Annotated in this window: 22 protein-coding genes; 10 read left to right on the top strand and 12 right to left on the bottom strand. The window is 65.8% G+C overall.

The annotated features are described in order from the left end of the window. Positions 1-8: 8 nt before the first annotated feature. The 3 genes from GTZ99_RS09030 to GTZ99_RS09020 are packed head-to-tail and all read left to right on the top strand — an operon-like array spanning position 9 to position 3,668. Entirely contained in the window at positions 9-1,358 is a 1,350-nt protein-coding gene (locus GTZ99_RS09030) for an acetyl-CoA carboxylase biotin carboxylase subunit (RefSeq protein ID WP_161718033.1), read from the top strand. Then, entirely contained in the window at positions 1,358-2,836 is a 1,479-nt protein-coding gene (locus tag GTZ99_RS09025; protein ID WP_161718031.1) for a biotin carboxyl carrier protein, read from the top strand. Before GTZ99_RS09030 ends, GTZ99_RS09025 begins: the two co-directional genes overlap by 1 nt. Beyond that, a complete protein-coding gene (locus tag GTZ99_RS09020; RefSeq protein WP_161718029.1) occupies positions 2,826-3,668 on the top strand; it encodes an HAD-IIA family hydrolase in 843 nt (280 codons plus the stop codon). Before GTZ99_RS09025 ends, GTZ99_RS09020 begins: the two co-directional genes overlap by 11 nt. 116 nt (positions 3,669-3,784) lie before the next feature. On the opposite strand, the gene GTZ99_RS09015 is transcribed toward GTZ99_RS09020, so the two are convergent. Next, entirely contained in the window at positions 3,785-5,350 is a 1,566-nt protein-coding gene (locus GTZ99_RS09015) for an AMP-binding protein (protein ID WP_161718027.1), read from the bottom strand. A 294-nt stretch (positions 5,351-5,644) separates the two neighbouring features. Between GTZ99_RS09015 and GTZ99_RS09010 the strand changes: the two genes are divergently transcribed. Then, a complete protein-coding gene (locus tag GTZ99_RS09010) occupies positions 5,645-6,361 on the top strand; it encodes a nuclear transport factor 2 family protein (protein WP_161718025.1) in 717 nt (238 codons plus the stop codon). An 81-nt stretch (positions 6,362-6,442) separates the two neighbouring features. Then, positions 6,443-6,883, top strand: a complete 441-nt coding sequence (locus tag GTZ99_RS09005; protein ID WP_161718023.1) for a nuclear transport factor 2 family protein — start codon at positions 6,443-6,445, stop codon at positions 6,881-6,883. A gap of 21 nt (positions 6,884-6,904) precedes the next feature. Here GTZ99_RS09005 and GTZ99_RS09000 read toward each other — a convergent pair whose 3' ends face one another. The 3 genes from GTZ99_RS09000 to GTZ99_RS08990 all read right to left on the bottom strand — a co-directional run bounded on the left by GTZ99_RS09000 (position 6,905) and on the right by GTZ99_RS08990 (position 8,733). After that, positions 6,905-7,351, bottom strand: a complete 447-nt coding sequence (locus tag GTZ99_RS09000; RefSeq protein WP_161718021.1) for a cytidine deaminase — start codon at positions 7,349-7,351, stop codon at positions 6,905-6,907. Between the two features lie 13 nt (positions 7,352-7,364). After that, positions 7,365-8,108, bottom strand: coding sequence for a glycoside hydrolase family 25 protein (locus GTZ99_RS08995; RefSeq protein WP_161718019.1), 744 nt, complete (start codon positions 8,106-8,108; stop codon positions 7,365-7,367). A 142-nt stretch (positions 8,109-8,250) separates the two neighbouring features. Beyond that, positions 8,251-8,733 carry a UPF0262 family protein gene (locus GTZ99_RS08990; RefSeq protein ID WP_161718017.1) on the bottom strand — a complete coding sequence of 161 codons (483 nt, stop codon included), beginning with the start codon at positions 8,731-8,733 and terminating at the stop codon, positions 8,251-8,253. A 188-nt stretch (positions 8,734-8,921) separates the two neighbouring features. On the opposite strand from GTZ99_RS08990, the gene GTZ99_RS08985 reads away from it, so the two are divergent. Both GTZ99_RS08985 and rpoZ read left to right on the top strand, forming a co-directional pair. Beyond that, on the top strand, positions 8,922-10,472 hold the full coding sequence (locus tag GTZ99_RS08985) for a replicative DNA helicase (RefSeq protein ID WP_161718015.1): 1,551 nt from the start codon (positions 8,922-8,924) through the stop codon (positions 10,470-10,472). A 109-nt stretch (positions 10,473-10,581) separates the two neighbouring features. Further along, entirely contained in the window at positions 10,582-10,926 is a 345-nt protein-coding gene (gene rpoZ / locus GTZ99_RS08980; RefSeq protein WP_161718013.1) for a DNA-directed RNA polymerase subunit omega, read from the top strand. A gap of 65 nt (positions 10,927-10,991) precedes the next feature. Here the strand turns inward: rpoZ and GTZ99_RS08975 are convergent, their stop codons facing one another. The 4 genes from GTZ99_RS08975 to metX form a co-directional block, all read right to left on the bottom strand. After that, positions 10,992-11,498 (bottom strand): STM3941 family protein, encoded by a 507-nt coding sequence (locus GTZ99_RS08975; protein WP_161718011.1) that lies wholly within the window; start codon positions 11,496-11,498, stop codon positions 10,992-10,994. Positions 11,499-11,580: 82 nt separating this feature from the next. Further along, a complete protein-coding gene (gene ftsH / locus GTZ99_RS08970) occupies positions 11,581-13,521 on the bottom strand; it encodes an ATP-dependent zinc metalloprotease FtsH (protein ID WP_161718009.1) in 1,941 nt (646 codons plus the stop codon). 130 nt (positions 13,522-13,651) lie between these two features. Next, positions 13,652-14,242, bottom strand: a complete 591-nt coding sequence (metW, locus tag GTZ99_RS08965; protein ID WP_161718481.1) for a methionine biosynthesis protein MetW — start codon at positions 14,240-14,242, stop codon at positions 13,652-13,654. A 25-nt stretch (positions 14,243-14,267) separates the two neighbouring features. Then, positions 14,268-15,377: a homoserine O-acetyltransferase MetX gene (gene metX, locus GTZ99_RS08960; protein ID WP_161718007.1), complete on the bottom strand. Its 1,110-nt coding sequence runs from the start codon at positions 15,375-15,377 to the stop codon at positions 14,268-14,270. Positions 15,378-15,519: 142 nt separating this feature from the next. Between metX and hisC the strand changes: the two genes are divergently transcribed. Genes hisC through GTZ99_RS08945 form a run of 3 tightly spaced genes read left to right on the top strand, consistent with a single transcriptional unit; the run spans position 15,520 to position 18,414 of the window. Further along, positions 15,520-16,635 carry a histidinol-phosphate transaminase gene (hisC, locus tag GTZ99_RS08955; protein WP_161718005.1) on the top strand — a complete coding sequence of 372 codons (1,116 nt, stop codon included), beginning with the start codon at positions 15,520-15,522 and terminating at the stop codon, positions 16,633-16,635. Next, positions 16,632-17,537, top strand: a complete 906-nt coding sequence (locus tag GTZ99_RS08950) for a prephenate/arogenate dehydrogenase family protein (RefSeq protein ID WP_161718003.1) — start codon at positions 16,632-16,634, stop codon at positions 17,535-17,537. The genes hisC and GTZ99_RS08950 overlap by 4 nt, the downstream gene beginning before the upstream one ends. Beyond that, positions 17,524-18,414: a PhzF family phenazine biosynthesis protein gene (locus tag GTZ99_RS08945; protein ID WP_227711208.1), complete on the top strand. Its 891-nt coding sequence runs from the start codon at positions 17,524-17,526 to the stop codon at positions 18,412-18,414. Before GTZ99_RS08950 ends, GTZ99_RS08945 begins: the two co-directional genes overlap by 14 nt. Here the strand turns inward: GTZ99_RS08945 and GTZ99_RS08940 are convergent. Genes GTZ99_RS08940 through ftsE form a run of 4 tightly spaced genes read right to left on the bottom strand, consistent with a single transcriptional unit; the run spans position 18,411 to position 21,510 of the window. Next, on the bottom strand, positions 18,411-19,136 hold the full coding sequence (locus tag GTZ99_RS08940) for a lysophospholipid acyltransferase family protein (protein WP_161718001.1): 726 nt from the start codon (positions 19,134-19,136) through the stop codon (positions 18,411-18,413). The two genes, GTZ99_RS08945 and GTZ99_RS08940, sit on opposite strands and share 4 nt — an antisense overlap. After that, positions 19,136-19,666, bottom strand: a complete 531-nt coding sequence (locus tag GTZ99_RS08935; RefSeq protein ID WP_161717999.1) for a YdcF family protein — start codon at positions 19,664-19,666, stop codon at positions 19,136-19,138. The genes GTZ99_RS08940 and GTZ99_RS08935 overlap by 1 nt, the downstream gene beginning before the upstream one ends. Position 19,667: 1 nt before the next feature. Beyond that, complete coding sequence (locus GTZ99_RS08930; protein WP_227711207.1) at positions 19,668-20,759, bottom strand: cell division protein FtsX; 1,092 nt, start codon at positions 20,757-20,759, stop codon at positions 19,668-19,670. Further along, on the bottom strand, positions 20,749-21,510 hold the full coding sequence (gene ftsE, locus GTZ99_RS08925) for a cell division ATP-binding protein FtsE (protein WP_161717997.1): 762 nt from the start codon (positions 21,508-21,510) through the stop codon (positions 20,749-20,751). Before ftsE ends, GTZ99_RS08930 begins: the two co-directional genes overlap by 11 nt. Positions 21,511-21,536 lie beyond the last annotated feature (26 nt).

Here is a 21,536-nt window from a genome sequence, read left to right as displayed (position 1 = left end):
CCCCCATCATGATCAGGCGCCTTTTCATCGCCAATCGCGGCGAGATAGCCTTGCGCGTGCTGCGCACGGCCAAACGGCTGGGGATCACCACGATCCTTGGCGTGTCAGAAGCCGATGCCGCCAGCCTGCCCGCCCGTTTGGCGGACGAGGTGCAGTTGGTCGGCCCCGCCCCTTCGCCGCTGTCATACCTGAACGTCGATGCGGTGGTGGCCGCCGCCATTGCGGCAAAGGCCGATGCGGTCCATCCCGGCTATGGCTTTCTGTCGGAGAACGCGGGTTTTTCGCGGGCGCTCAGCGCGGCTGGGATCACGCTGGTCGGTCCGGATGTGTCCAGTCTGGAGGCCATGGGCGACAAGCTGATGGCGCGCCAAGTGGGCCAGCAGGCAGGCCTGCCGGTGGTGCCGGGTGGCGAGGCGGCAACGCCGCAAGACGCGCTGGCCCGCGCCCGTGAGACCGGGTTTCCGGTGTTGCTGAAGGCGGTATCGGGCGGCGGCGGCAAGGGGATGAAGCGGGTTGACCGCGAGGAAGACCTCTCCGCGATGATCGCCATGGCCATGGCCGAGGCGCAGGCCAGCTTTGGCGACCCGCGCATCTATGTCGAACGGTTTGTGGCATCAGGCCGCCATGTCGAGGTGCAGGTGCTGGGCGATGGGCATGACGCCATCCATCTGGGCACCCGCGATTGCAGCATCCAGCGCCGGTTCCAGAAACTGGTCGAGGAAGCCCCCGCGCCATTATTGCCGGACGCCACCCGCGCAGGGCTGGAGGCCAGCGCTGTCGCGCTGACCCGCCACCTGCGCTATCGCGGGGCGGGGACGGTGGAATTTCTGGTGGATGCCGACACGGGCGACTTCTTCTTTCTGGAGATGAACGCGCGCATTCAGGTCGAACACCCCGTGACCGAGGCGATCACCGGCGTCGATCTGATCGAGCAGCAATTGCTGATCGCGGGCGGCGCGCGCCTGTCGCTGACACAGGGCGCGATCCAGCCCCACGGCCACGCGATCGAGGTGCGCATCAACGCCGAGGACGCTGACGCCGATTTCCGCCCTTCGCCGGGCACGGCGCGGCGCGCGGCATGGCCGGCCGGGCCGGGGGTGCGGGTGGACACCCATATCGCCACCGGCGGCGTGGTCCCGCCCTATTACGATTCGCTGATGGGCAAACTGATCGTCCATGGCGCCACCCGCGCCGATGCTGTTGCGCGGTTGCAGGCGGCGCTGGGCGCGCTGCAGATCGAGGGGCTGGCCACCACCGCCCCGCTGCACGCCCGCATCGCCGCCGACCCGCGCTTTGTCGCAGGCGGGGTCGACACGCGCTTTTTCGACGCCTTTGCCGCAACACAGGAGGCCCGCTGATGGCCGAAATCACCCTGACCGATGTGTCGATGCGCGATGGCAACCAGTCGCTGTGGGGGGCCACGGGCCTCAACACGGCGCAGATGCTGACGATTGCCGGGGCGGTGAACCGGGTCGGCTTTCGCGCGATCGATTTTACCAGTTCGACGCATATGGCCGTGGCGGTGCGCTATGCCCGCAACAACCCGTGGGAGCGTCTGCGCCGGATGCGGGCGGCCATGCCCGACACGGTGCTGCAATTCATCACCACCGGGCTGCGTTTCATCGCATGGCAACAGGCCGATCCCGATTTCATGGCGATCGTCTATCGCCGGTTGCAGGCCAATGGCATCGGCAAATTCATCATGCTGGACCCGATGCATGACGCCGACGCGGTGATCGAGGCGGCGCGGCTGGTCAAGCGCGAGGGCAATGCCGAGGTGATGGGGGCGCTGACCTTTACCCTGTCGGCGGTGCATACCGATCAGTTCTATGCCGATTTCGCGCGCAAACTGGCGGCCAGCCCCGACATCGACTGTTTCTATATCAAAGACCCCGGCGGGTTGATGAGCCCCGAGCGGGTGCGCACGCTGGCCCCGGCAGTCAAGGCCGCGATTGGCGCCAAACGTCTGGAAATCCACGCCCATACCACCATCGGTCAGGGCGGGCTGGCCAGTCTGGCCGCCGCCGATCTGGGGATTGTCGATTGCGTCCATGTCGGCATCGGCCCCTTGGGCGAAGGCTCATCCCTGCCCGAAGCGTCACGCATGGTCGCCAATCTGGAGGCCGCCGGGCATAGTGTGGTGGCCGACAAAAAGGCGCTGAAGCAGGTGAGCGACTATTGGTGGGCGCTGGCCCGCGCCGAAGGCTTGCCCGCTGGCACGCCGCAGGCCTTTGACGCCAGCTTCCTGAAACACCAGATCGCGGGCGGGGTGATGACCACCACCCGCCGTCAGTTGGAGGAACTGGGCCTTGCCCACCGCTTTGACGAGGTGGTGCTGGAGACGGAACGGGTGCGCGCCGAACTGGGCCACCCGATCATGGTCACGCCTTTCCCGCAAATGGTGATGAGTCAGGCGCTGTATAACGTCATCGGCAAGCGCCGCTACCAACAGGTCTCGGACGAGGTGTTGCGTTACGTCATGGGCAAGTTTGGCCGCCCGACCAGCCCGCTGGACCCGGCGGTGGAGGCGGCCATTCTGGACCGCCCCCGCGCCCGCGAAATCGCCGCCGAGCCGACCTTTCCCACGCTGAAGGACCTTCGCAAAAAGTGGGGTGAGAACCTGCCGGAAGAGGAATTCCTGCTGCGCGCCGTCATGCCGGGGGAACAGGTGGACGCGATGATCGCCGCTGGCCCTTCGGGATCGCATTACAATCCGGCGGCGGCGCCCTTGTTCAAACTGCTGCGCGAATTGGCGGCAAGGCCGGCTGCGCGCGATATTGCCATTGATTGCGGCGGCGTCCGCATTGCCCTGCACGGAGGCGCTCATGTTGCCTGAGAATTTGGCCGAACGGATCGCGTCGGCGCGCGGCTTCATCTTTGACATGGATGGCACGATTGCCCTGGGTGACAAGGCCAGCGGCGGCCATGTGCCCCTGCCCGGCGCGGTGGACTTGCTGGCCACATTGCGGCGGCGCGGGGTGCCGTTCCGGGTGTTCACCAATGGCACGGCCAAACCGCCCGCCACCTATGCCGCCTCGCTGCGCAATGCCGGGTTTGATCTGGCTGACGACGAGATGATGACCCCTTCCGTCTCGGCCGCGATCTGGCTGGAACGCCAAGGGCTGACCCGCGTGCGGGTGCTGGGCGATCCGGGGGTGGAACAGCCGCTGACCGCGCGCGGGCTGGAGGTGCTGACAGGCACCGACAAGGGCGAGGTCGACGCGGTCTATACCGCATGGTTCCGCGGCTTTACCTTCCCCGATCTGGAGGCAGGGTGCGAGGCGGTGTGGAATGGCGCGGCGCTGACCACGGCCAGCCACGTCCCCTTTTTCGCCACGGCCAATGGGCGCGGAATCGGCTCGTCCTTTGCCATCAACACGATGATCACCGCGCTGACCGATGTGCCCGCCCGCGTGCTGGGCAAACCGTCGCAGGCCGCGTTTGATACCGCGCTGGCGGCGATGGGACTGGACGCGAACGCGGCCGGGGATGTGGTGGTGGTGGGCGATGACCCGGCGCTGGAAATGGCGATGGCGCGCGGCTGTGGGGCGATCGGCATCGGGCTGACCACCGGGCTGATGCGGCACGAGACGCTGGCCACCCTGCCCCCCGATCAACAGCCGCATGCGTTGCTGGACGATATTGCCGACATCACCCGCGCGTTGTGAGCCAAGCGGCAGATCACCTTTTGCGCTGGAAGGTGTGACCGGCGCAAAAAGGGGGCGGGCGATCCCTCACCCGCCCCCATATTTCCGCGCCGCGCGGTGGCTTAATTGACCATGCGTCAGTTGACCATTCTGGCGGCGTCTCCCCAATAGCGGGCCTTCAGCGCCTTCTTGTCCATCTTGCCCGCGGCGGTGCGGGGGATTTCGGGCACGAATTCCACCGATTTGGGCGCCTTTACCCCGCCCAGCCGCGCCTTGGCGTGGGCGATCACCTCGGCCTCGGTCAGGCCACTGCCCACCACCAGCGCGTGGACGGCCTCACCCCATTTCTCGTGCGGGATACCGATCACCGCGCATTCGCGCACGCTGGGCATTTCGGTGATCGCCCCCTCAACCTCGGCGGTATAGACGTTGAAGCCGCCGGTCACGACCATGTCCTTCTTGCGGTCGACGATATACAAATAGCCATCGGCATCAAACCGCCCAACGTCGCCCGTATGGTGCCAGCCGAACTTGCGGATCTCGGCGGTTTCGGCCGGTTTTTCGAAATAGCCACGCGTGACCATGACGCCGCGCACACAGATCTCGCCCGCCTCGCCCAAGGGCACCTTGTTGCCCTCGTCATCCAGCAGCGCCACCTGCACCGAGCGGCTGATCCGGCCACAGGCGGCCAGTTTTTCCGGGGCTTGCAAGGCGCAGCGGGCGACATCTTCGGGTGGGAACCAGGCGACGATCATCGGGCATTCCACCTGTCCGTATGACTGACACATCGCCGGGCCGAATACGCCCACCGCCTGACGCAGCTTTTCCGGGCTGCACGGGCTGCCCGCCAGCAGGAAGATGCGCAAAGACGAATAGTCATGCGCCCCAATCGCCGGGCTGGACAGGCATTGATACAGGGCCGTTGGCGGCAGATACATGTGACTGATGCGGTATTGCTCGATCGTTGCCAGCACCCGTTCGGCGTCAAAACCGGGCAGGATAACCTGCGTTGCGCCAAAGCTCATGGTGGCCAGCGCGATGGGGCCCGCCGCATGGGTGATCGGCGCGGGGACCAGCGCGATCGGATCATCGGTGCGCCCGCCCATCGCGTCGCTGGCGGTCTCGATCATGGTGCCCCATGCCAGATTGGGCATTTCGGCGCCCTTGGACGGGCCGGTGGTGCCGCCGGTGGCGAACACGCCCACCAGTTCGTCCTTGTTCGCCCATTCGTTGATCGGCGGTTCGACAAAATCGGCGGGCGTCACATCGGCGATGAAATCGGCCAGTGACGGATCATCCCCCATCGCCCGGTCCAGGCAGACAAACCGCGTCAGATGCGGACAGGCAGCGCGCAACTGGGCCACCTCGTCCGCCTTTGACGAGTGGTAGACCAGCCATTTGCACCGCACATAGCTCAGGAACCCCGCATTGGCGTCCAGCGCGTTGCGGGTGTTGACCGGGATCCATTGCCCATTGGCCCGCCACAGCGCCAACAGCACCACCAGCAGCATCCCGTCATTGGGCCCATACAGCCCCAGCATGTCCTGATTGGCAAAGCCGTTGCGTTGCAGGGCGGCAGCGATCCGCTCGGTCAGGGCCTTGACCTCGGCAAAGCTGAGCGAGAGGCCCGCATCCACGTCGATGATCGCCGTGCGGGCGGGATCGCGGTCATGGCCGCGATCGAAATAATCTATGGCGCGCAAAGGTATGTCCCCTTCAGATCCTCTTTTGCCCGCAGGTCTATCATCGCGCAGTGGCAAAGCCGCCCGCGATTGCGCCCGCATTGCACGGGGTGAAACGCTGACCCCGCCAATTTCGCCCCGGCCGCCAGCATGGCACGCCCGGCATGGCCCGCCAACACAGGCGCGGCAATTTTGTATGGCATCCTGATTTCTTCTTGGGTTTTACCGGGCGGCACGTTATCGCTTGTTAGCAATCAGGATTCGCGTGTCGCGGCAGGGCCAAACCCGCCGGGCCGCTCATAAGGGAGAGCATCAATGTCTGAACCGACCGTTGCCGAACTGGCCGCGCGTCTGGACAAGGTGGAGCACGAGCTGGCCATCCAGCAGGACATCCACCAGATCCGCCGCATCCAATACACCTATGGCTATTTCATCGACAAATCGCAGTATCAGGAAACGCTGGACCTGTTCAGCGACGATGGCGAAGTGTGGTTCCTGGGCGGGGTGTACAAGGGCCAGGAAGGCCTGCGCCGCCTGTATATCGACCGTTTCCGCAAGACGTTCACCCAGAACCACAATGGCCCGCGCTATGGCTGGTTGCTGGACCACCCGCAGTTGCAGATGGTGATCGACGTGGCCGCTGATCGCGCGACCGCCACGGTGCGTGGCCGCTCGATGATGCAGGCGGGCCTGCACGACACCGCCGAAGGCAACCCCCGCGCGTGGTGGGAAGGCGGCCTGTACGACAACCGCTATGTCCGCGAGGACGGCGTGTGGAAGATCCAGCGTCTGGGCTATTTCCCGTTCTGGCATGGCAGCTTTGACGATGGCTGGCAGCACACGCCGATCGACTTCATCCCCGCGCCCAGCACCTGCTTCCCCGAAGACCCGCTGGGCCCCGACTACATCCTCTCGCCCCAGCCGCGCCTGTGGCCCGCGACCGACATCGTGCCCTTCCCGTACAACCACCCGGTGACCGGTCAGCCGATCGTGTGCGACAACAGCCGCGCGCGTGAGGGGTTCAAGGACTGAACGCCAGCAGGCACAGGTTGAACAGCAAGGCGGGCCCTGCCACAAGGTGGGGCCCGTTTCCTATGCAAGCTTGGGAAGAAGATGACTGACATCGAGCGCATGTTGGCCGAACACGCCATCGCCCGCCTGATCACCGGCTATGTCGGGATCAATGACGCCAACCGCTGGGATGAACTGGCTGATACCTATGCCGAACACGGCCGGATGAACCGCCCGACCGCGCCCGATGACTGGGTTGAGGGGCGCGAGGCGATCCGCGCCAGTTTCAAGGCCCGCCCGCCGCGCGCCGCGCGCCATATCGTTGCCAATATCGTGGTGGACGTGGCCGAAGATGGGTTGAGCGCCACCGCCTCCAGCCAGATCCTGTTGTTTGTCGGCACCGCCGCGCCCGATGGCGGCATCCCGGCGCAATCGCCCAAACCGCCGATGGTGGGCAGTTATGCCGACCGGCTGGTGTGCGAAGGCGGGCGCTGGCTGTTTGTCGAACGGCGCGGCAGTCTGGATTTCACGCCTCCGGCCTGAGCCGGTTACGCCAGATTGGCCCTATCCCAAATTCGCCGGCCCAAACGCGCGGGGCAGCAGGTCGGACAGGCGCAAGTCGAGCACCTCCTCTGCCCCGACGCAATGGATCACCGGGTCCGTCCCGCCCAGCGCGGCCAGTTCGTTCAGCACCTGACGGCAGCGGCCGCAGGGCGTGACGGGCGCCGCGCCGGGGATCGCCACGCCCCCATCATCGGGCGTGCCGCCCACCACGGCCACCGCCACCAATTGCCCGCGCCAGCCCAGCGCCATGGCTTGGCTGACCGCCACCGTTTCGGCACATAGCGACAGGCCATAGGAGGCGTTTTCGACATTGGCGGCGGTGATCACCGTGCCATCGTCAAACGCCAGCGCCGCGCCCACATGAAACCGCGAATAGGGCGCATAGGCCCGCGCCGAAGCCTCCTGCGCGGCGATGATCAGCGATTCCCGGTCGATATCCATGGGCATTCTCCCGCAAGGGTCAGGGTTGCACCACCAGCCAGCGCAAATGCCGGTCGGTAGCCTTGGTGGACAGCGCGGCGTTGGCGGTCCAGATGGTCCACGGGCGGCCCGCATAGTCCGGCTCGAACCGGTCGCGCGTCAGCCACAGGTTGCGTTCGGGCAGCGCGCGGGCGATGTGATAGCGCGCCTCAAACGCCGGCCCCACCTTCAACAGCACCGCCTTGCCGGCATGCGCCTCTATCTGGTTGATAAAGGCGATCAATTCGCTGATGACGGCGGCGTCCAGCACCTTGACCGGGCAGTCATCGCCCAACCGCACCAATTCGACCGCCGGCGGCAACATCCGCCGGTCCCGCGGCACCACGGTGACGAAATTGGCCGATTGGCGGTCGGCGGGCTGACACGGGTCATAGGTGTGCAGCGCACCCACCTGCAGCCCCACGCCCCGCGCGCCATCCAGATTGGCCACCATCGCCGGATCACGCGTGAACGCCCCTGCCGAGGCATCGACATAGACGAAATCCACCCCAACCGCCTTGACCGCGGGCCAGTCCAGTTCGCCGTCATCGGCACCGACCTCCACGCCTTGCACCGGGAAACGCGCGCGGTCAGGCGTCCAGTGGTGCAGATGCCACCAGCCCCACACCCCGCCCACCATCAGCACCAGCGCCAGTCCCGCCAGCACACGGCTGCGCCCGCCCTGCGCGGTGGGACGTCGGGTGGATCGGCTTTTGCCCGTCTTGCGTGAAATCCGTTTTGCCATGCCTGGTATTGCGATGCCTGCCTGTGCCCATAGGATCGGGGCGCACCCTGCGGCCCGCCCTGCCCGTCAAGGCACCCTTCCTGCGTGTTGCATCGGCCGAATCGTCGCGTCCGTCCTGTGCCAACCCCACGGACCTAGCCGCTTACCCCTTGATATGCAGCACGCAAATCAGGGTGAACAGCCGACGGGCTGTGGGAAAGTCGGTTTCCACCTTGCCCTCCAGCCGTTCCAGCAACAGCGTGGCGGCATCATTGTGCACCCCGCGCCGGGCCATGTCGATCGTCTCGATCTCCTGCGCCGTCGCCTTGCGGATGGCCTGATAATAGCTGTCGCAAATGGCGAAATAGTCGCGGATCGGACGGCGGAACCGGCCCAGCCCCAGCACCAGCGTTTCCAGCGGCGCGCCCGCGTCATCGGCCACTTCCAGCACCAGCCGCCCGTCATTGACCGACAGCCGCAGCCGGTACGGCCCCTGATGCCCGGCGGCAAAGGCACGCTCAGGCTTGAAGCTGTTTTCCTCGATCAGGTCAAAGATGGCGATGCGCCGTTCCTGTTCGATATCGGCATTGCGCCACAGGATGGTGGCCTCGTCCAATTCGATGTGAGAGATGCGCAAATCAGCCATGAGGCGGCCACATGTCGCAAATGCGCGTCCCTACCGCAAGTGGGCAGTTTGATGAGGGCAAACGCCCGTTTTGGCACGCATCGGCGGCGGTTTGGCGCAGGAGATGGGTTAACACTCCCCGATATCCACAGGGGGGCACGCCCTGTCGCCCATTGCCATCGGGGGGGCGGCACGCGCATTATGGGGGGATGGCCGAACAGATTTTGCTTCATCCCGCCGCCAGCAATGGCGCCCCCACACCTGCTGCCAATGATGGCGTTACCGGGCGGCAATTGCCCGCCAATATCGAGGCCGAGGCCGCTTTTCTGGGCGCGGTGCTGATCGACAACCGCGTGATCGAGGAATTGGGCCAACCGCTGGCTCCGGCGCATTTCTTTGAGCCGGTGCATGGCCGCATCTACGAGCGGATCCTGCAACTGATGGACCGCAAGGCGGTGGTCACGCCCGTCACGCTGCGCCCCTATTTCGAGGCGGACGAGGCCCTGCGCGAGCTGGGCGGCCCGGCCTATCTGGCGCGGCTGACCGCCGATGGTCAGGGCCTGATGGCGCCGCGCGTGCTGGCCGAACAGATCTATGAACTGGCCATGCTGCGCGAGCTGGTGCGTGTCGGGCGCGAACTGATTTCCGGCGCGATGGACACCAGCGAGGCGGTGGACCCGGAAAAGCAGATCGAGAACGCCGAGGCGGCCCTGTACAAGGTGGCCGAGGGCACGGGTGCGGCCAACGAGGCCAAAAGCTTTGGCACGGCCACCCGCGTAGCGATTCAGGGCATTGAAAAGGCGTTCAATTCTGGCGGGCATGTATCGGGCAAGACGACCGGCCTCGACAGTGTCAACGCGCGCATCGGCGGCTTGCATGATTCGGACTTGATCATTCTGGCGGGGCGTCCGGGCATGGGCAAAACCTCGCTGGCGACCAATATCGCGTTCAATGCCGCCAACCGCATGTTGGCCGACCGCGACATGGGCCTGCCGCCCGAAAAGTCGATTGGCGCGGGGGTCGCCTTCTTCAGTCTGGAAATGAGCGCCGACCAGCTGGCAACGCGTATTCTGGCCGAACAGTCGGGCATCTCGTCCAGCGCGCTGCGCATGGGCAAGATCAGCCGCGAGGATTTTCAATCACTCTCCTTTGCCAGCCAGCGATTGGCGCAATTGCCGCTGTTCATCGATGACACGCCGGGCCTGACGATCGCCGGCCTGCGCGCCCGTGCCCGCCGGTTGCAGCGCCGCCATGGCATCGGGCTGGTGATCGTCGACTATTTGCAACTGTTGCAGGGCAGCGGCAAGGCGACCGACAACCGCGTCAACGAAATCTCGGAAATTTCGCGCGGGCTCAAGACCTTGGCCAAGGAACTGCATGTCCCCGTGATCGCCCTGTCCCAGCTCTCACGTGCCGTGGAACAACGCGAGGACAAGCGCCCGCAGCTCTCGGACTTGCGCGAATCGGGCTCGATCGAACAGGACGCCGACATGGTCTGGTTCGTGTTCCGCGAAGACTATTACGTCAAATCGCGCGAGCCAAAACAGCCCACCGCCACCGACCCACAGCCCATCGTCGACGCCTATGCCAAATGGCAGGAGGAGATGGAGCGCGTGTTCGGTCTGGCCGAACTGATCATCGCCAAGCAGCGTCATGGCTCCACCGGCAAGGTGCGGATGCGCTTTGAGGCCAAGATCACCAAGTTCAGCGACCTGGCGCCCGAGGAACTGGCCGCCTATGCCCATGACGACGGGGATTGATCCGGCGCGCCACTGCGCCCGAAATGGTCATGCCCGGTTGACATCGGGCGGGCGAGTGCATAACTGGCGCATTCCCGAGAATCCCTCGCATTTGTAACGGAGTGCCCGAATGGCGCGCGTAACCGTCGAAGATTGTGTCGACAAGGTGCCTAACCGCTTTGATCTGGTGCTGCTGGCTGCCCAGCGCGCGCGTGAGATCTCCGGCGGCGCCGAACTGACGCTGGACCGTGACCGGGATAAAAACCCCGTCGTGGCCCTGCGCGAGATTGCCGAAGAAACCGTTGTCCCCCGCATCCTCAAGGAATCGCTGATCGTTTCGATGCAGCGCGTCCTGCCCGATGACGATGATGAAGTCGATGACATCGGCTCGCTGTCGCAGTCGGCCGAGGCGCTGCGGATCACCGCTGCCGCGCCGGTGCGCAACACCTCGCTGGGTGGCGACTACGACGGCTGATCGGCCCATGGCCTGTCACTGAACATGCGAAAGGGCGGGCGCAAACCCGCCCTTTTTGCTGCGCCCTATCCAATGTGGCGCAAGATCGCCGCCATTGCCGCATCGGGGCTGGCATCGCTGCCGGTCAGGCCGATCGCAATGTCGCCGCCAATTATCCCGCGATTGACCCCGGCCGTCATGCGGGCCAGCGGGCGACTGGCCGGATAGCGTTCCGGATCACGCAGGCGCAGGACGATCACCCTCTGACGGTGTTGGCTCCATTCGCCCACATCGGTGATGTCATCCCACGCGATCACCTCATCCGACCATGCCGGATAGAGGATGCCCGCAGCGTCAATCCGCAATACATCGCGCTGGTCAAACAAACGCCGCGCCAATGCCCCCGCGCACAGGCCAAAAAACAGCACGGCGGCCCAACTGACCAACCATACCTTTCCCGCAGAGGCGTTCTCGATCACCGGCGCCGGCCCCAGCCCGCCCAGCATCCACGCCCCCAGCGCGACAAAGCCCGCCGCGCCCAGCAACAGCAACGCCGTCCGCCAACGCGACGGCCGCGCGATAAACACCTCCATATGCCCCCCCCCAATGCCTCATAACCAAACGGCCCCGGAGGTTCCCCTCCGAGGCCGTCTGTGTATCAGCAATGGCAGGTAATCACACCCCCAGCGCGCTGGGGCTGCTCCCTGCCGGACGTTGGCCCGCACGCGGCACGCTGCCGCCGGTGATCGCCGCCGGCAAAGGCACACCGCTGGGCGCGTCGGGACGGTCCAGCTTGCCGGTGTCGACCACCTGCTTGATCTCGTCACCGGTCAGCGTTTCATATTCCAGCAACGCCTGCGCCAGCGCGTGCAGCTTGTCTTCCTGCGCCTTGAGGATGTCGGTCGCGCGCACATGGGCGTTGTCGACCAGAATGCGGATTTCGGCATCGATCAGCTTGTTCGTCTCATCCGAGGCGAACGTGCGCTGGCTGGCGCCCATGCCCAGATAGCCCTCGTTCTGGTCCTCGTACTGCAACGGCCCCAGCTTGTCGCTCATGCCCCATTTGGTGACCATGTTGCGCGCAAGGCCAGTGGCGTACTGGATGTCGCCGCTCGCGCCGCTCGACACCTTGTCATAGCCAAAGATCAGCTCTTCGGCCACGCGGCCGCCCATCGCGACCGACAGGTTGGCGTGCATCTTGTCACGGTGATAGGAATAGCTGTCGCGTTCGGGCAGGCGCATCACCATGCCCAGCGCGCGTCCACGCGGGATAATCGTCGCCTTGTGGATGGGATCGGAGGCCGGTTCGTTGACCGAAACCAGCGCGTGACCCGCCTCGTGATAGGCGGTCATCTTCTTCTCTTCCTCGGTCATGACCATGGAGCGGCGTTCCGCCCCCATCATCACCTTGTCCTTGGCGTCCTCGAACTCCTGCATCGCCACCAGACGCTTGTTCCGGCGGGCGGCCAACAGCGCGGCCTCGTTCACCAGATTGGCCAGATCCGCGCCCGAAAAGCCCGGCGTGCCGCGCGCGATCACCCGAGGGTTGACATCGGGGGCCAACGGAACCTTCTTCATGTGCACCGACAGGATCTTTTCGCGGCCCTCGATATCGGGGACGGGAACGACCACCTGACGGTCGAAACGGCCGGGGCGCAACAGCGCCGGGTCCAGCACGTCAGGGCGGTTGGTAGCGGCGATGATGATGATGCCCTCGTTGGCCTCAAAACCGTCCATTTCCACCAGCAACTGGTTCAGCGTCTGCTCGCGCTCGTCGTTGGAATTGCCCAGACCATGGCCACGGCTGCGGCCCACCGCGTCGATTTCGTCGATAAAGACGATGCAGGGCGCGTTCTTCTTGGCCTGTTCGAACATGTCGCGCACGCGGCTTGCGCCCACGCCCACGAACATTTCGACAAAGTCGGAACCGCTGATGGTAAAGAACGGCACCTGCGCTTCACCCGCGATGGCGCGGGCCAGCAAGGTCTTGCCGGTGCCGGGCGAGCCCACCAGCAGCGCGCCCTTGGGGATCTGGCCGCCCAGCTTGGCGAAGCGGCCCGGGTCCTTCAGAAACTCAACGATTTCCTCCAGTTCCTCGCGCGCCTCGTCGATGCCGGCGACATCGTTGAAGGTCACGCGGCCGGCCTTTTCGGTCAACAGCTTGGCCTTGGACTTGCCAAAGCCCATGGCGCCGCCGCCGCCGCCCTTTTGCACCTGACGCAGGGCAAAGAACGCCACGCCCAGCACCAAGACAAACGGCAGCGCATTGACCAGAATATACAGCAGCAGGTTCGGTTCATCGGGCGCCTTGCCCGCGTAACGCACGCCATGCTGCTGCAAGAGCGGCTGCAACGTCACGTCATTGGGCACAGGGACCGTGCTGAACGTCTCGTTGTTCTTCAGCTTGCCGGTGATGCGCAGTTCGCCCACCTCGACCTCGGCGACCTGACCATCGGCCACGCGCGCCCGGAAGTCCGAGTAGGTCATCTTTTGCGCGCCGACATCGGCACCCTTGCCGTACAGCGACACGACGAAAAACAGCGCCAGAAAGATGCCGCCCCATACAAGCAGGCTCTTCATCCAGGGGGTGCCGTTGGGCTGGTCGTCGTTGTTCATCAAAGGGGGTCCTTTCAACGCACCAATTTAGGAAGCCACCCCTGAATGACAAGTTAGGATGGGGGCAAAATACGCAGGGTTCGCGCAATCAGGGCGCCAAATGCGACCGATCGCGGCAAACGGCGGCCAGTCAGCCGCGCGTCAACAGAAAAACCGCGTGTTCAGCGCGGATATTGGCCAGCGATTCCGATGTCAGCACGCCCTTGGAGAGGAACCACGCCCCTTCGACCCGGATATCGCGTTTGGCGACGAAATCCCGGAAATCGGCCACCGACAGATGGTGGATATTGGGCGTTTCGTACCATTCCATCGGCAACAGCTTGGTCACTGGCATGCGGCCGTACCGCAACAGCGACAACCGCACCCGCCAATGGGCAAAATTGGGAAAGCTGACAAAGGCGCGGCGCCCAATGCGCAACAATTCATCCAGCACCCGGTCGGGGTGCTTGGTGGTCTGCAACGTCTGGCTCAGGATCGCGTAATCGAAGCTGGCGTCAGGATACAGCTCCAGATCGGTATCGGCATCGCCCTGAATGGCCGACAGCCCGCGCCCGACGCATTCGGCCACATTATGCGCGTCCAGTTCCAGCCCGCGCGCGTCACAGCCGCGTTCATCGCGCAGCGCCGCCATCAGCGTACCATCGCCACAGCCCACATCCAGCACCCGCGAGCCGGGCGCGACATGGGCGGCGATCAAGGCCAGATCGGGGCGCAAGGGCATGGAAAAACTGTTCATCATCGGCCCCTTACCGCGACAGGAAACCGGCGATCACCCGGTCCAGCGCGGGCACATCCAGCAGGAAACTGTCATGACCAAAGGGGGCCGCCAGTTCCATGAACGAGACCGGCGCGCCAGCGGCATTCAGCGCATGGGCGATCCGCCGCGATTCGCTGGTGGGATACAGCCAGTCGGTATCGAACGAGACCAGACAGAAGCGCGAGGTCACCCCCCGGAACACATCGGCCAAGCGGCCCTCATGCGCCTCGGTCAGGTCAAAATAGCTCATCGCGCGGGTGATATAGAGGTAGGAATTGGCGTCAAACCGCCCGGTAAAGCTGCTGCCCTGATAGCGCAGATAGCTTTCCACCTGAAAATCCGCGCCAAAGCCAAAGCTTTTGGCCGAACGGTCCTGCAACCGGCGGCCGAATTTCTCGGACAGCGTTTCCTCGGACAGATAGGTGATGTGCGCGGCCATGCGCGCCACCGCCAGCCCCGCATCAGGCGCGCGGCCGCTGTCGTAATAATTGCCGCCCTGCCAGTCGGGATCGGCCATGATCGCCTGCCGCCCCACCTCCTGGAACGCGATGTTCTGCACCGGCATCGCGGCGGTGCAGGCAATCGCCAGCACCCGCTGCGCCATTCCCGGCCAGTTCACCGCCAAAGACAGCGCCTGCATGCCCCCCATGCTGCCGCCGATCACGGCGTACAGGCTCTCGACCCCCAATTGCGCCAGCAGTGCGACATGGGCGCGCACCATGTCGCGGATGGTGATGACCGGGAACCGCAGACCATAGGGCTTGCCATCGCTGGCCAGAGAGCCGGGCCCGGTGGTGCCCATGCAAGAGCCCAGCACATTGGGGCACAAAACATAGAACCGGTCGGTGTCGATGGGTTTGCCGGGGCCGACCATCTTGTCCCACCAGCCGGGTTTGCCGGTGATCGGGTGCGGGCTGGCCAGATGCTGATCCCCGGTGGTGGCGTGACACACCAGAATCGCGTTGTCGCGCGCCGCGTTCAGCGTGCCATAGGTCTCATACGCGATGCGCAGATTCGCCAGACTCTGCCCGCCATCCAGCGGCAAAGGGTCCGGCAATTCCAGCCAAGGGCTGGCAGAAGTGAACAGAGCGGAGGCCATGTGGCGCACGAATTGGGCTTTGCCAGTGCCCGTGTCAATCCGGCATGCCCGTTTTGGCGGTTGATTGCGGCGATTTGGCGCAGCTTCTTGGGGCAACTCGCCTCTGTCAATTGGCGCGGGTCTGGGCTAATGGCGCGCCATCATGGACAACACCACCGATCTTACGCCCTTTCCCCAGCCCAAGCCGTGGATCAGCGCGATCCACGCCTATGTCCCTGGCAAGTCCAAGGGGGCCGATGGCCGCCCCTTGACCAAGCTGTCGGCCAATGAAAACCCGCTGGGCACCAGCGCGGCGGCCTTGGCTGCGCGGGCTGATGCGGCCGCTCCGGCGCTCTACCCCGATCCCGACAGCAACGCCCTGCGCGCGGCGCTGGGCGATCTGCATGGTGTGCCTGCCGCCCGCATCGTCATGGGCACCGGCAGCGACGAGATCCTGCATATCGCGGCGCAAGCCTATGCCGGGCCGGGGGACGAGATCATCTATGTCCGCTATGGCTTTAGCGTCTACGACATCGCCGCGCGCCGCTGTGGCGCCACACCGATTGTCGCGCCGGATGCCGATTATGGCACCGATGTCGATGCTTTGCTGGCGCTGGTGACGGATCGCACCCGCGTGGTGTTTGTGGCCAATCCCAATAACCCCACCGGATCCTTCCTGCCTGCGGGCGATCTGGCGCGGCTGCATGCGGCTTTGCCATCGGACGTGCTGCTGGTGGTGGATCAGGCCTATGGCGAATATGTCGCGCCCGCCGACGAGGATGGCGCGCTGGCGCTGGCGGAACGTGCAGGCAATGTGCTGGTCACGCGCACATTCTCCAAGATCTATGGTCTGGCGGGTGAGCGGATCGGCTGGGGCACGGGGGCCGATCACATCATCGATGCGCTCAACCGTATTCGTGGGCCGTTCAACCTGTCGAACACGGCGCAGGCGATGGCGCTGGCCGCTGTTGCCGATCAGGCCTTTGTCGAGGCCAGCCGGACCCACAATCTGGAGCAGCGCACCCGCTTTGTCGCCGCGCTGGAGGCAATGGGCAACCACGGCATCCGCCCCCTGCCCTCGCAGGCCAATTTCGTGCTGATCCTGTTCGAAGGCGCGCTGAGCGCACAGACGGTGTATGAAGGGCTGATGGAGCACGGCTATATCACCCGCTGGCTGCCCAATCAGGGGTTGCCGCATGGGCTGCGCATCACCATCGGCACCGCCGCCCAAATGGACGAGATCGCCGCCGCCATCCGCCAGATGGCCGAACGCGCATGAGCACGCCGTTTCACAAGGTGGCGATCATCGGCCTTGGCCTGCTGGGCGGGTCGATCGGGCTGGCGATCGGGGAATATCTGCCCGGCGTTGCCACCACCGGCTATGACCGCAACCGCGCCACGCGCCGCCGCGCGGCCGAACGCGGTCTGGTGCAGACTGTCGCCGACAGCGCGGAAGAGGCCGTAGCGGGCGCTGATCTGGTGATCCTGTGCGTGCCACCCGGCGCCATGGGCGAGGCCGCGATGGACTGTGCCCCCGGCCTGTCGGCAGAGGCGATAATCTCTGACGTGGGTTCGTCAAAGGTGGCGGTGGCCAAGGCTTTGGCCGAGGCCCTGCCCAACCACACCGTCATCCCGGCACATCCGGTGGCGGGCACGGAAAACTCTGGCCCCGATGCGGGCTTTGCCAGCCTGTTTCAAGGCCGCTGGTGCATCATCACCCCGGCGCAGGACGAGGACGCGGCCAAGGTCGCCCGCCTGTCCGCCCTGTGGGAAGGCATTGGCGCGCGGGTCGAGATCATGGATCCGGCCCACCACGACCGCGTTCTGGCCGTCACCAGCCATTTGCCGCACTTGATCGCATACACCATCGTGGGCACCGCCCGCGATCTGGAGGAAGTGACCGAGAGCGAGGTGATCAAATATTCGGCCGGTGGTTTCCGCGATTTCACCCGCATTGCCGCGTCCGACCCCACCATGTGGCGCGATGTGTTCCTGTCAAACCGAACAGCGGTGCTGGAAATGCTGCAACGCTTTACCGAGGATCTGACCGAGTTGCAAAAGGCCATCCGCAAGGGCGATGGCGAGACGCTGTTCGACCATTTCACCCGCACCCGCGCCATCCGCCGCTCCATTGTCGAGATGGGTCAGGACACGGCGCAAGCCAACTTTGGCCGCGATTGAGCGGGCTATGACGCCGCGCGCCTATACGGTGGTGGATGTGTTCACCGCCCGCCCGCTGCTGGGTAATCCGGTGGCGGTGGTGCTGGACGCCGCCGGGCTGGACAGCGCGCAGATGCAGGCCATCGCGCGCTGGACCAACTTGTCGGAAACCACCTTTGTCCTGCCCGCCAGCGTGGATGGGGCCGATTATCGTCTGCGCATTTTCACACCGCGCTCCGAACTGCCCTTTGCCGGGCATCCGACATTGGGCAGCGCCCATGCGGTGCTGGAGGCCGGTATCGTCACCCCGCGCGATGGCGTGATGGTGCAGGAATGCGGCCAAGGTCTGGTGCCAATCCGCGTCACCGGAACGGGCGCCGACCGCCGCCTGTCGCTGCGCATGCCCGCCGCCACGCTGACACGACTGACCGATGGCGATATCACCGCGCTGGAGGGCGCGCTGGGCGCGCGTCTGGCCCCCGGCATCGCGCCTGCGCGGGTGGATGTGGGCGCGGTGTGGATTGTCGCGGCGCTGCATTCGGCCGCCGATGTGCTGGCGCTGACGCCCGATTTTGCCCGCTGCGCCCGGCTGGAACGCCACCTGCACGCCACCGGCATCAGCGTTTTTGGCGATGACGGCGCGGGCGGTATCGAGGTCCGCTCCTTTGCGCCGTCCTGTGGCGTCGACGAGGACCCGGTGTGCGGCAGCGGCAATGGCAGCATCGCGGCCTTTCGCGCGGCGCGCGGGTTATTGCCCGCCCCCGGCGCGGATTACACCGCCCGTCAGGGGCGCGCCGTGGGCCGCGATGGCCATGTGGCGGTGCGGGTGGAGGCCGATGGCGCCGTCCATATCGGCGGCGCCTGTGTCACCTGCGTACAGGGCAGCCTGACGGTTTAATCTTTCGTGTTCAGCGCGTTGATCGCGGCATGGACGCGCGCCTCGATCACCTCGCGCGGCAGGCCCGGCTCAATCGGCGCGCCAAAGCGATAGGTCACCACCCCGCGCCTTTTCCAAAAGCCGCGCAGCAACCGCCCGCTGTCCACCGCCAGTGGCACCACCGGATAGCCGATCAGCTTGTACAACCCGGCAAAGCCCGCCTGCAATTCGGGCCGCGTGCCATGGGTAACGCGCGTGCCTTCGGGAAAGATCACCAGCGGGCGGCCCGATGCTGAAAACGACCGCGCCGCCGAAACCATCGCGCGCAACGCCTTGGCGCCCTGATCACGCTCGACCGGGACCAGACCATAGGCCCGCCCCGCCTTGCCCCAGAACGGCATGTTCAACAGCTCGACCTTGGCAAAAATCGCGGGGAAATCCAGCAGCGTGGGCATATCCACCGCCTCGAACATCGCCTCGTGCTTGCACGCCACCAGCACCGGGCCGGCGGGCCATTCGCCCTCGACCACCACGCGCACGCCCATGACCCAGCGCAGGCACCAGCGCTGTGCGCCAGACCAAACCTCGCACCAGAACTTGATCGCCCCCTGCGGGAACAGCAACAACAGCGGGATGGGAAACGCCATCAGCACCGTCACACCATAAAACGCCACCGCAAAGGCGATGCTGCGCGCCCGTTCGGACACGCTGGGCGCCGCCATCGGCGCGCTCTTGCCATTCATTACTTGCCTCCCAGTCGCAACACGCGGCGCACCAGCAGCTTGGCATATTCGCCCATCAGGACGCCAAAGCTGGGATGCGTCGGCACGGCGTCCTCTATCACTGTCACGCTGTCTGGCAATGTCTGGCGCAATTCCCATGCGGCGCGGCGCATGTGCCAGTCGGACGTCACCAGCCGGATCGAGGTCACGCGGTTGTCGCGCACCCAATCAGCCACTTCGCGCGCGTTGCTGCGGGTGTCGACCGAGTCATAGCCCAGCGTGATGCAGCACCCCATCCACGCCCCGGCACCCTCGTACTGGGCCGCCAGTTCGCCGGGCTTGACCTCTGGATCGACGCCCGAAATCAGCATCCGCCGGGCCCAATGGCGCTGCAATGCCTCAACGCCGCGGTTGATCCGCCCCTCGCCCCCGGTCAGCACGACGACCGCCTGTGTGCGGCGCTCGTCCGCCGGGCGCGGCAATGTCACCGCAAACAGCACAAAGCCCAGCACCCACGCCAGCAGGATCAGCGCAAGAGCGCGGCGCAGCATGTCACAGGATCTTTCGCAAGGCAGCGATCACCGACAGGCGCGCGGTCAGCATGGTAATCACCGCCGCCGCGATCGGCACCAGCGTCAGCACCAGCCAGTCGTTCCACTGCAACGCGCCCACCGCCAGCCAGCCAGCCCCCAGCGCGGCAAAGGCCCGCCCCAGAAACAGCGTCACCCCCACCGCAAAGCCAAAGCCCAGCAAGCCGCCAATCGCCGCGTCCCAACCGATGGAGCGCTCAAAGATCCGGGCGATCTGGCTGTCGGTGCCGCCCATCAGGTGGACGACCTCGATCGTGGCGCGGTGCGCGCCCAAGGCTGTGCGCGTGGCCAGCACGGCGGCCGCCGCCAGCGCCAACGCCAACAGCGCGACAACCGCGGCGGCCAGCCATTGCAGCGATTCAATCGCGCCAAACACCGGCCCCAGCCAGTCGGACTGAGCATCCACGCGTGCGGCAGGCGCCACCTGTTGCAACGCCGCGCGCAAGGTGTTCAGCCGGGGCGCGTCCACCGCCCCCTCCAGCCGCACGTCGATCAGCGCGGGCACCGGCACAATGTCCTGATCGCCGCGATCGGCCATCGTGTCCGCGCCCAGCCAAGGGGCGATCAGGCGGTCGACCTCGGCCTGGGGCACCTGACGCGCCTGCCCGACGCCCGCCTGCGCCCGCAGCACACGCAGCGCCGCTTCTGCCTGCGTCTGCCGCCCGCTGGGCGAGGCATCCAGGATCTGGATCGTCACGCCCCCGGTCAGCTCGGCGGCGGCCTCTGCGGCGATATGGCGCAGCACCAGCCCCATGGCGGCGGCGATCACCGTCAGCGCCACCATGATCGCAATCACCCAAGGCGTTGGCCCCGACAGCCGCGCCTGTGGCACCAGCCCGCCATCCAGCCGCCCGATCCCGCGCCAGCGCAACAGCCGCCCGGCCCCCGGCACGCCGCCCTTTGGCACGCCCGAGGCGCGCAAGCCCTCGTCCGCGCGCAACCCCGGCAAAGGCCCGGCGGGCGGCGGGGGCGGCACATGGCGCTGCGGCGCGGGGGTTCCCTGTGGGTTATGGGGCGCGGGGCCGCCACGCATCCATTCGTCCCTATCCGCCATGAGGCCCTCCGGCAGGGGCCACGCCAGACCGGCGCGGGGGATAACGCAAGGCGCCCGTTGGATCGGACAGTCGCCCACGATCCAGCCGCATGATCAACGAATCGGGCACTTTTTTCAGCAGATGCACATCGTGGGTGGCAACCACCACAGTGGTGCCCAGCCGGTTCAACGCCTCGAACAGGCGGAGCAGCTTGATCGCCATGTCGGGATCGACGTTGCCGGTCGGCTCGTCCGCGACCAACAGTTCGGGGCGGCCGATCACCGCGCGGGCAATGCCCACCCGCTGCTGCTCACCGCCCGACAGCGAAGCGGGCTTATCCGCCATGCGGTCGGCCAGCCCCACCCATTCCAGCATGTCGGCAACGGGGCGGGCGATATCCTTTTCCGGCACGCCCGCCACACGCAGCGGCAGCGCCACATTGTCAAACGCCGACAGGTGCGGCACCAGACGGCAGTCCTGAAACACCACGCCAATGCGGCGACGCAGCCCCGGCAAGCCTTCACGTGGGAGGGTGATGGCGTCCTGCCCAAACAGGCGAATCGCCCCGCGCGTGGGCCGTTGTGCCAGATACAACATCCGCAACAGCGAGCTTTTCCCCGCGCCGCTGGCTCCGGTCAGGAAATAGAAACTGCCCGAAAACAGCGTGAAGGCCACATCGGCCAGCACTTCGCGATCAGGGCCATAGCGCAGGCCGACATTCTCGAACTGCGCGATTTCGCCATAGGCTGGCGCGCCGCCGGGCCCGCTCATCGCGGCCCACCGCGCCACACGGCCCG

The organism is Novosphingobium ovatum (assembly GCF_009909235.1).
Classification (GTDB): Bacteria; Pseudomonadota; Alphaproteobacteria; order Sphingomonadales; family Sphingomonadaceae; genus Novosphingobium; species Novosphingobium ovatum.
This window is presented reverse-complemented; position numbering and strand designations above follow the sequence as displayed.

Coding starts and splice junctions, on each gene's coding strand:
- GTZ99_RS08990 (WP_161718017.1), bottom strand. CDS start 8,733: ATGGCTGATTTGCGCATCTCTCACATCGAATTGGACGAGGCCACCATC.
- GTZ99_RS09030 (WP_161718033.1), top strand. CDS start 9: ATGATCAGGCGCCTTTTCATCGCCAATCGCGGCGAGATAGCCTTGCGC.
- GTZ99_RS08935 (WP_161717999.1), bottom strand. CDS start 19,666: ATGCTGCGCCGCGCTCTTGCGCTGATCCTGCTGGCGTGGGTGCTGGGC.
- GTZ99_RS09000 (WP_161718021.1), bottom strand. CDS start 7,351: ATGCCCATGGATATCGACCGGGAATCGCTGATCATCGCCGCGCAGGAG.
- GTZ99_RS09025 (WP_161718031.1), top strand. CDS start 1,358: ATGGCCGAAATCACCCTGACCGATGTGTCGATGCGCGATGGCAACCAG.
- GTZ99_RS08940 (WP_161718001.1), bottom strand. CDS start 19,136: ATGAATGGCAAGAGCGCGCCGATGGCGGCGCCCAGCGTGTCCGAACGG.
- rpoZ (WP_161718013.1), top strand. CDS start 10,582: ATGGCGCGCGTAACCGTCGAAGATTGTGTCGACAAGGTGCCTAACCGC.
- metW (WP_161718481.1), bottom strand. CDS start 14,242: ATGCCCTTGCGCCCCGATCTGGCCTTGATCGCCGCCCATGTCGCGCCC.
- ftsE (WP_161717997.1), bottom strand. CDS start 21,510: ATGAGCGGGCCCGGCGGCGCGCCAGCCTATGGCGAAATCGCGCAGTTC.
- ftsH (WP_161718009.1), bottom strand. CDS start 13,521: ATGAACAACGACGACCAGCCCAACGGCACCCCCTGGATGAAGAGCCTG.
- GTZ99_RS08930 (WP_227711207.1), bottom strand. CDS start 20,759: ATGGCGGATAGGGACGAATGGATGCGTGGCGGCCCCGCGCCCCATAAC.
- GTZ99_RS08975 (WP_161718011.1), bottom strand. CDS start 11,498: ATGGAGGTGTTTATCGCGCGGCCGTCGCGTTGGCGGACGGCGTTGCTG.
- GTZ99_RS09020 (WP_161718029.1), top strand. CDS start 2,826: ATGTTGCCTGAGAATTTGGCCGAACGGATCGCGTCGGCGCGCGGCTTC.
- GTZ99_RS08985 (WP_161718015.1), top strand. CDS start 8,922: ATGGCCGAACAGATTTTGCTTCATCCCGCCGCCAGCAATGGCGCCCCC.
- GTZ99_RS09005 (WP_161718023.1), top strand. CDS start 6,443: ATGACTGACATCGAGCGCATGTTGGCCGAACACGCCATCGCCCGCCTG.
- GTZ99_RS08950 (WP_161718003.1), top strand. CDS start 16,632: ATGAGCACGCCGTTTCACAAGGTGGCGATCATCGGCCTTGGCCTGCTG.
- hisC (WP_161718005.1), top strand. CDS start 15,520: ATGGACAACACCACCGATCTTACGCCCTTTCCCCAGCCCAAGCCGTGG.
- GTZ99_RS09010 (WP_161718025.1), top strand. CDS start 5,645: ATGTCTGAACCGACCGTTGCCGAACTGGCCGCGCGTCTGGACAAGGTG.
- GTZ99_RS08995 (WP_161718019.1), bottom strand. CDS start 8,108: ATGGCAAAACGGATTTCACGCAAGACGGGCAAAAGCCGATCCACCCGA.
- metX (WP_161718007.1), bottom strand. CDS start 15,377: ATGGCCTCCGCTCTGTTCACTTCTGCCAGCCCTTGGCTGGAATTGCCG.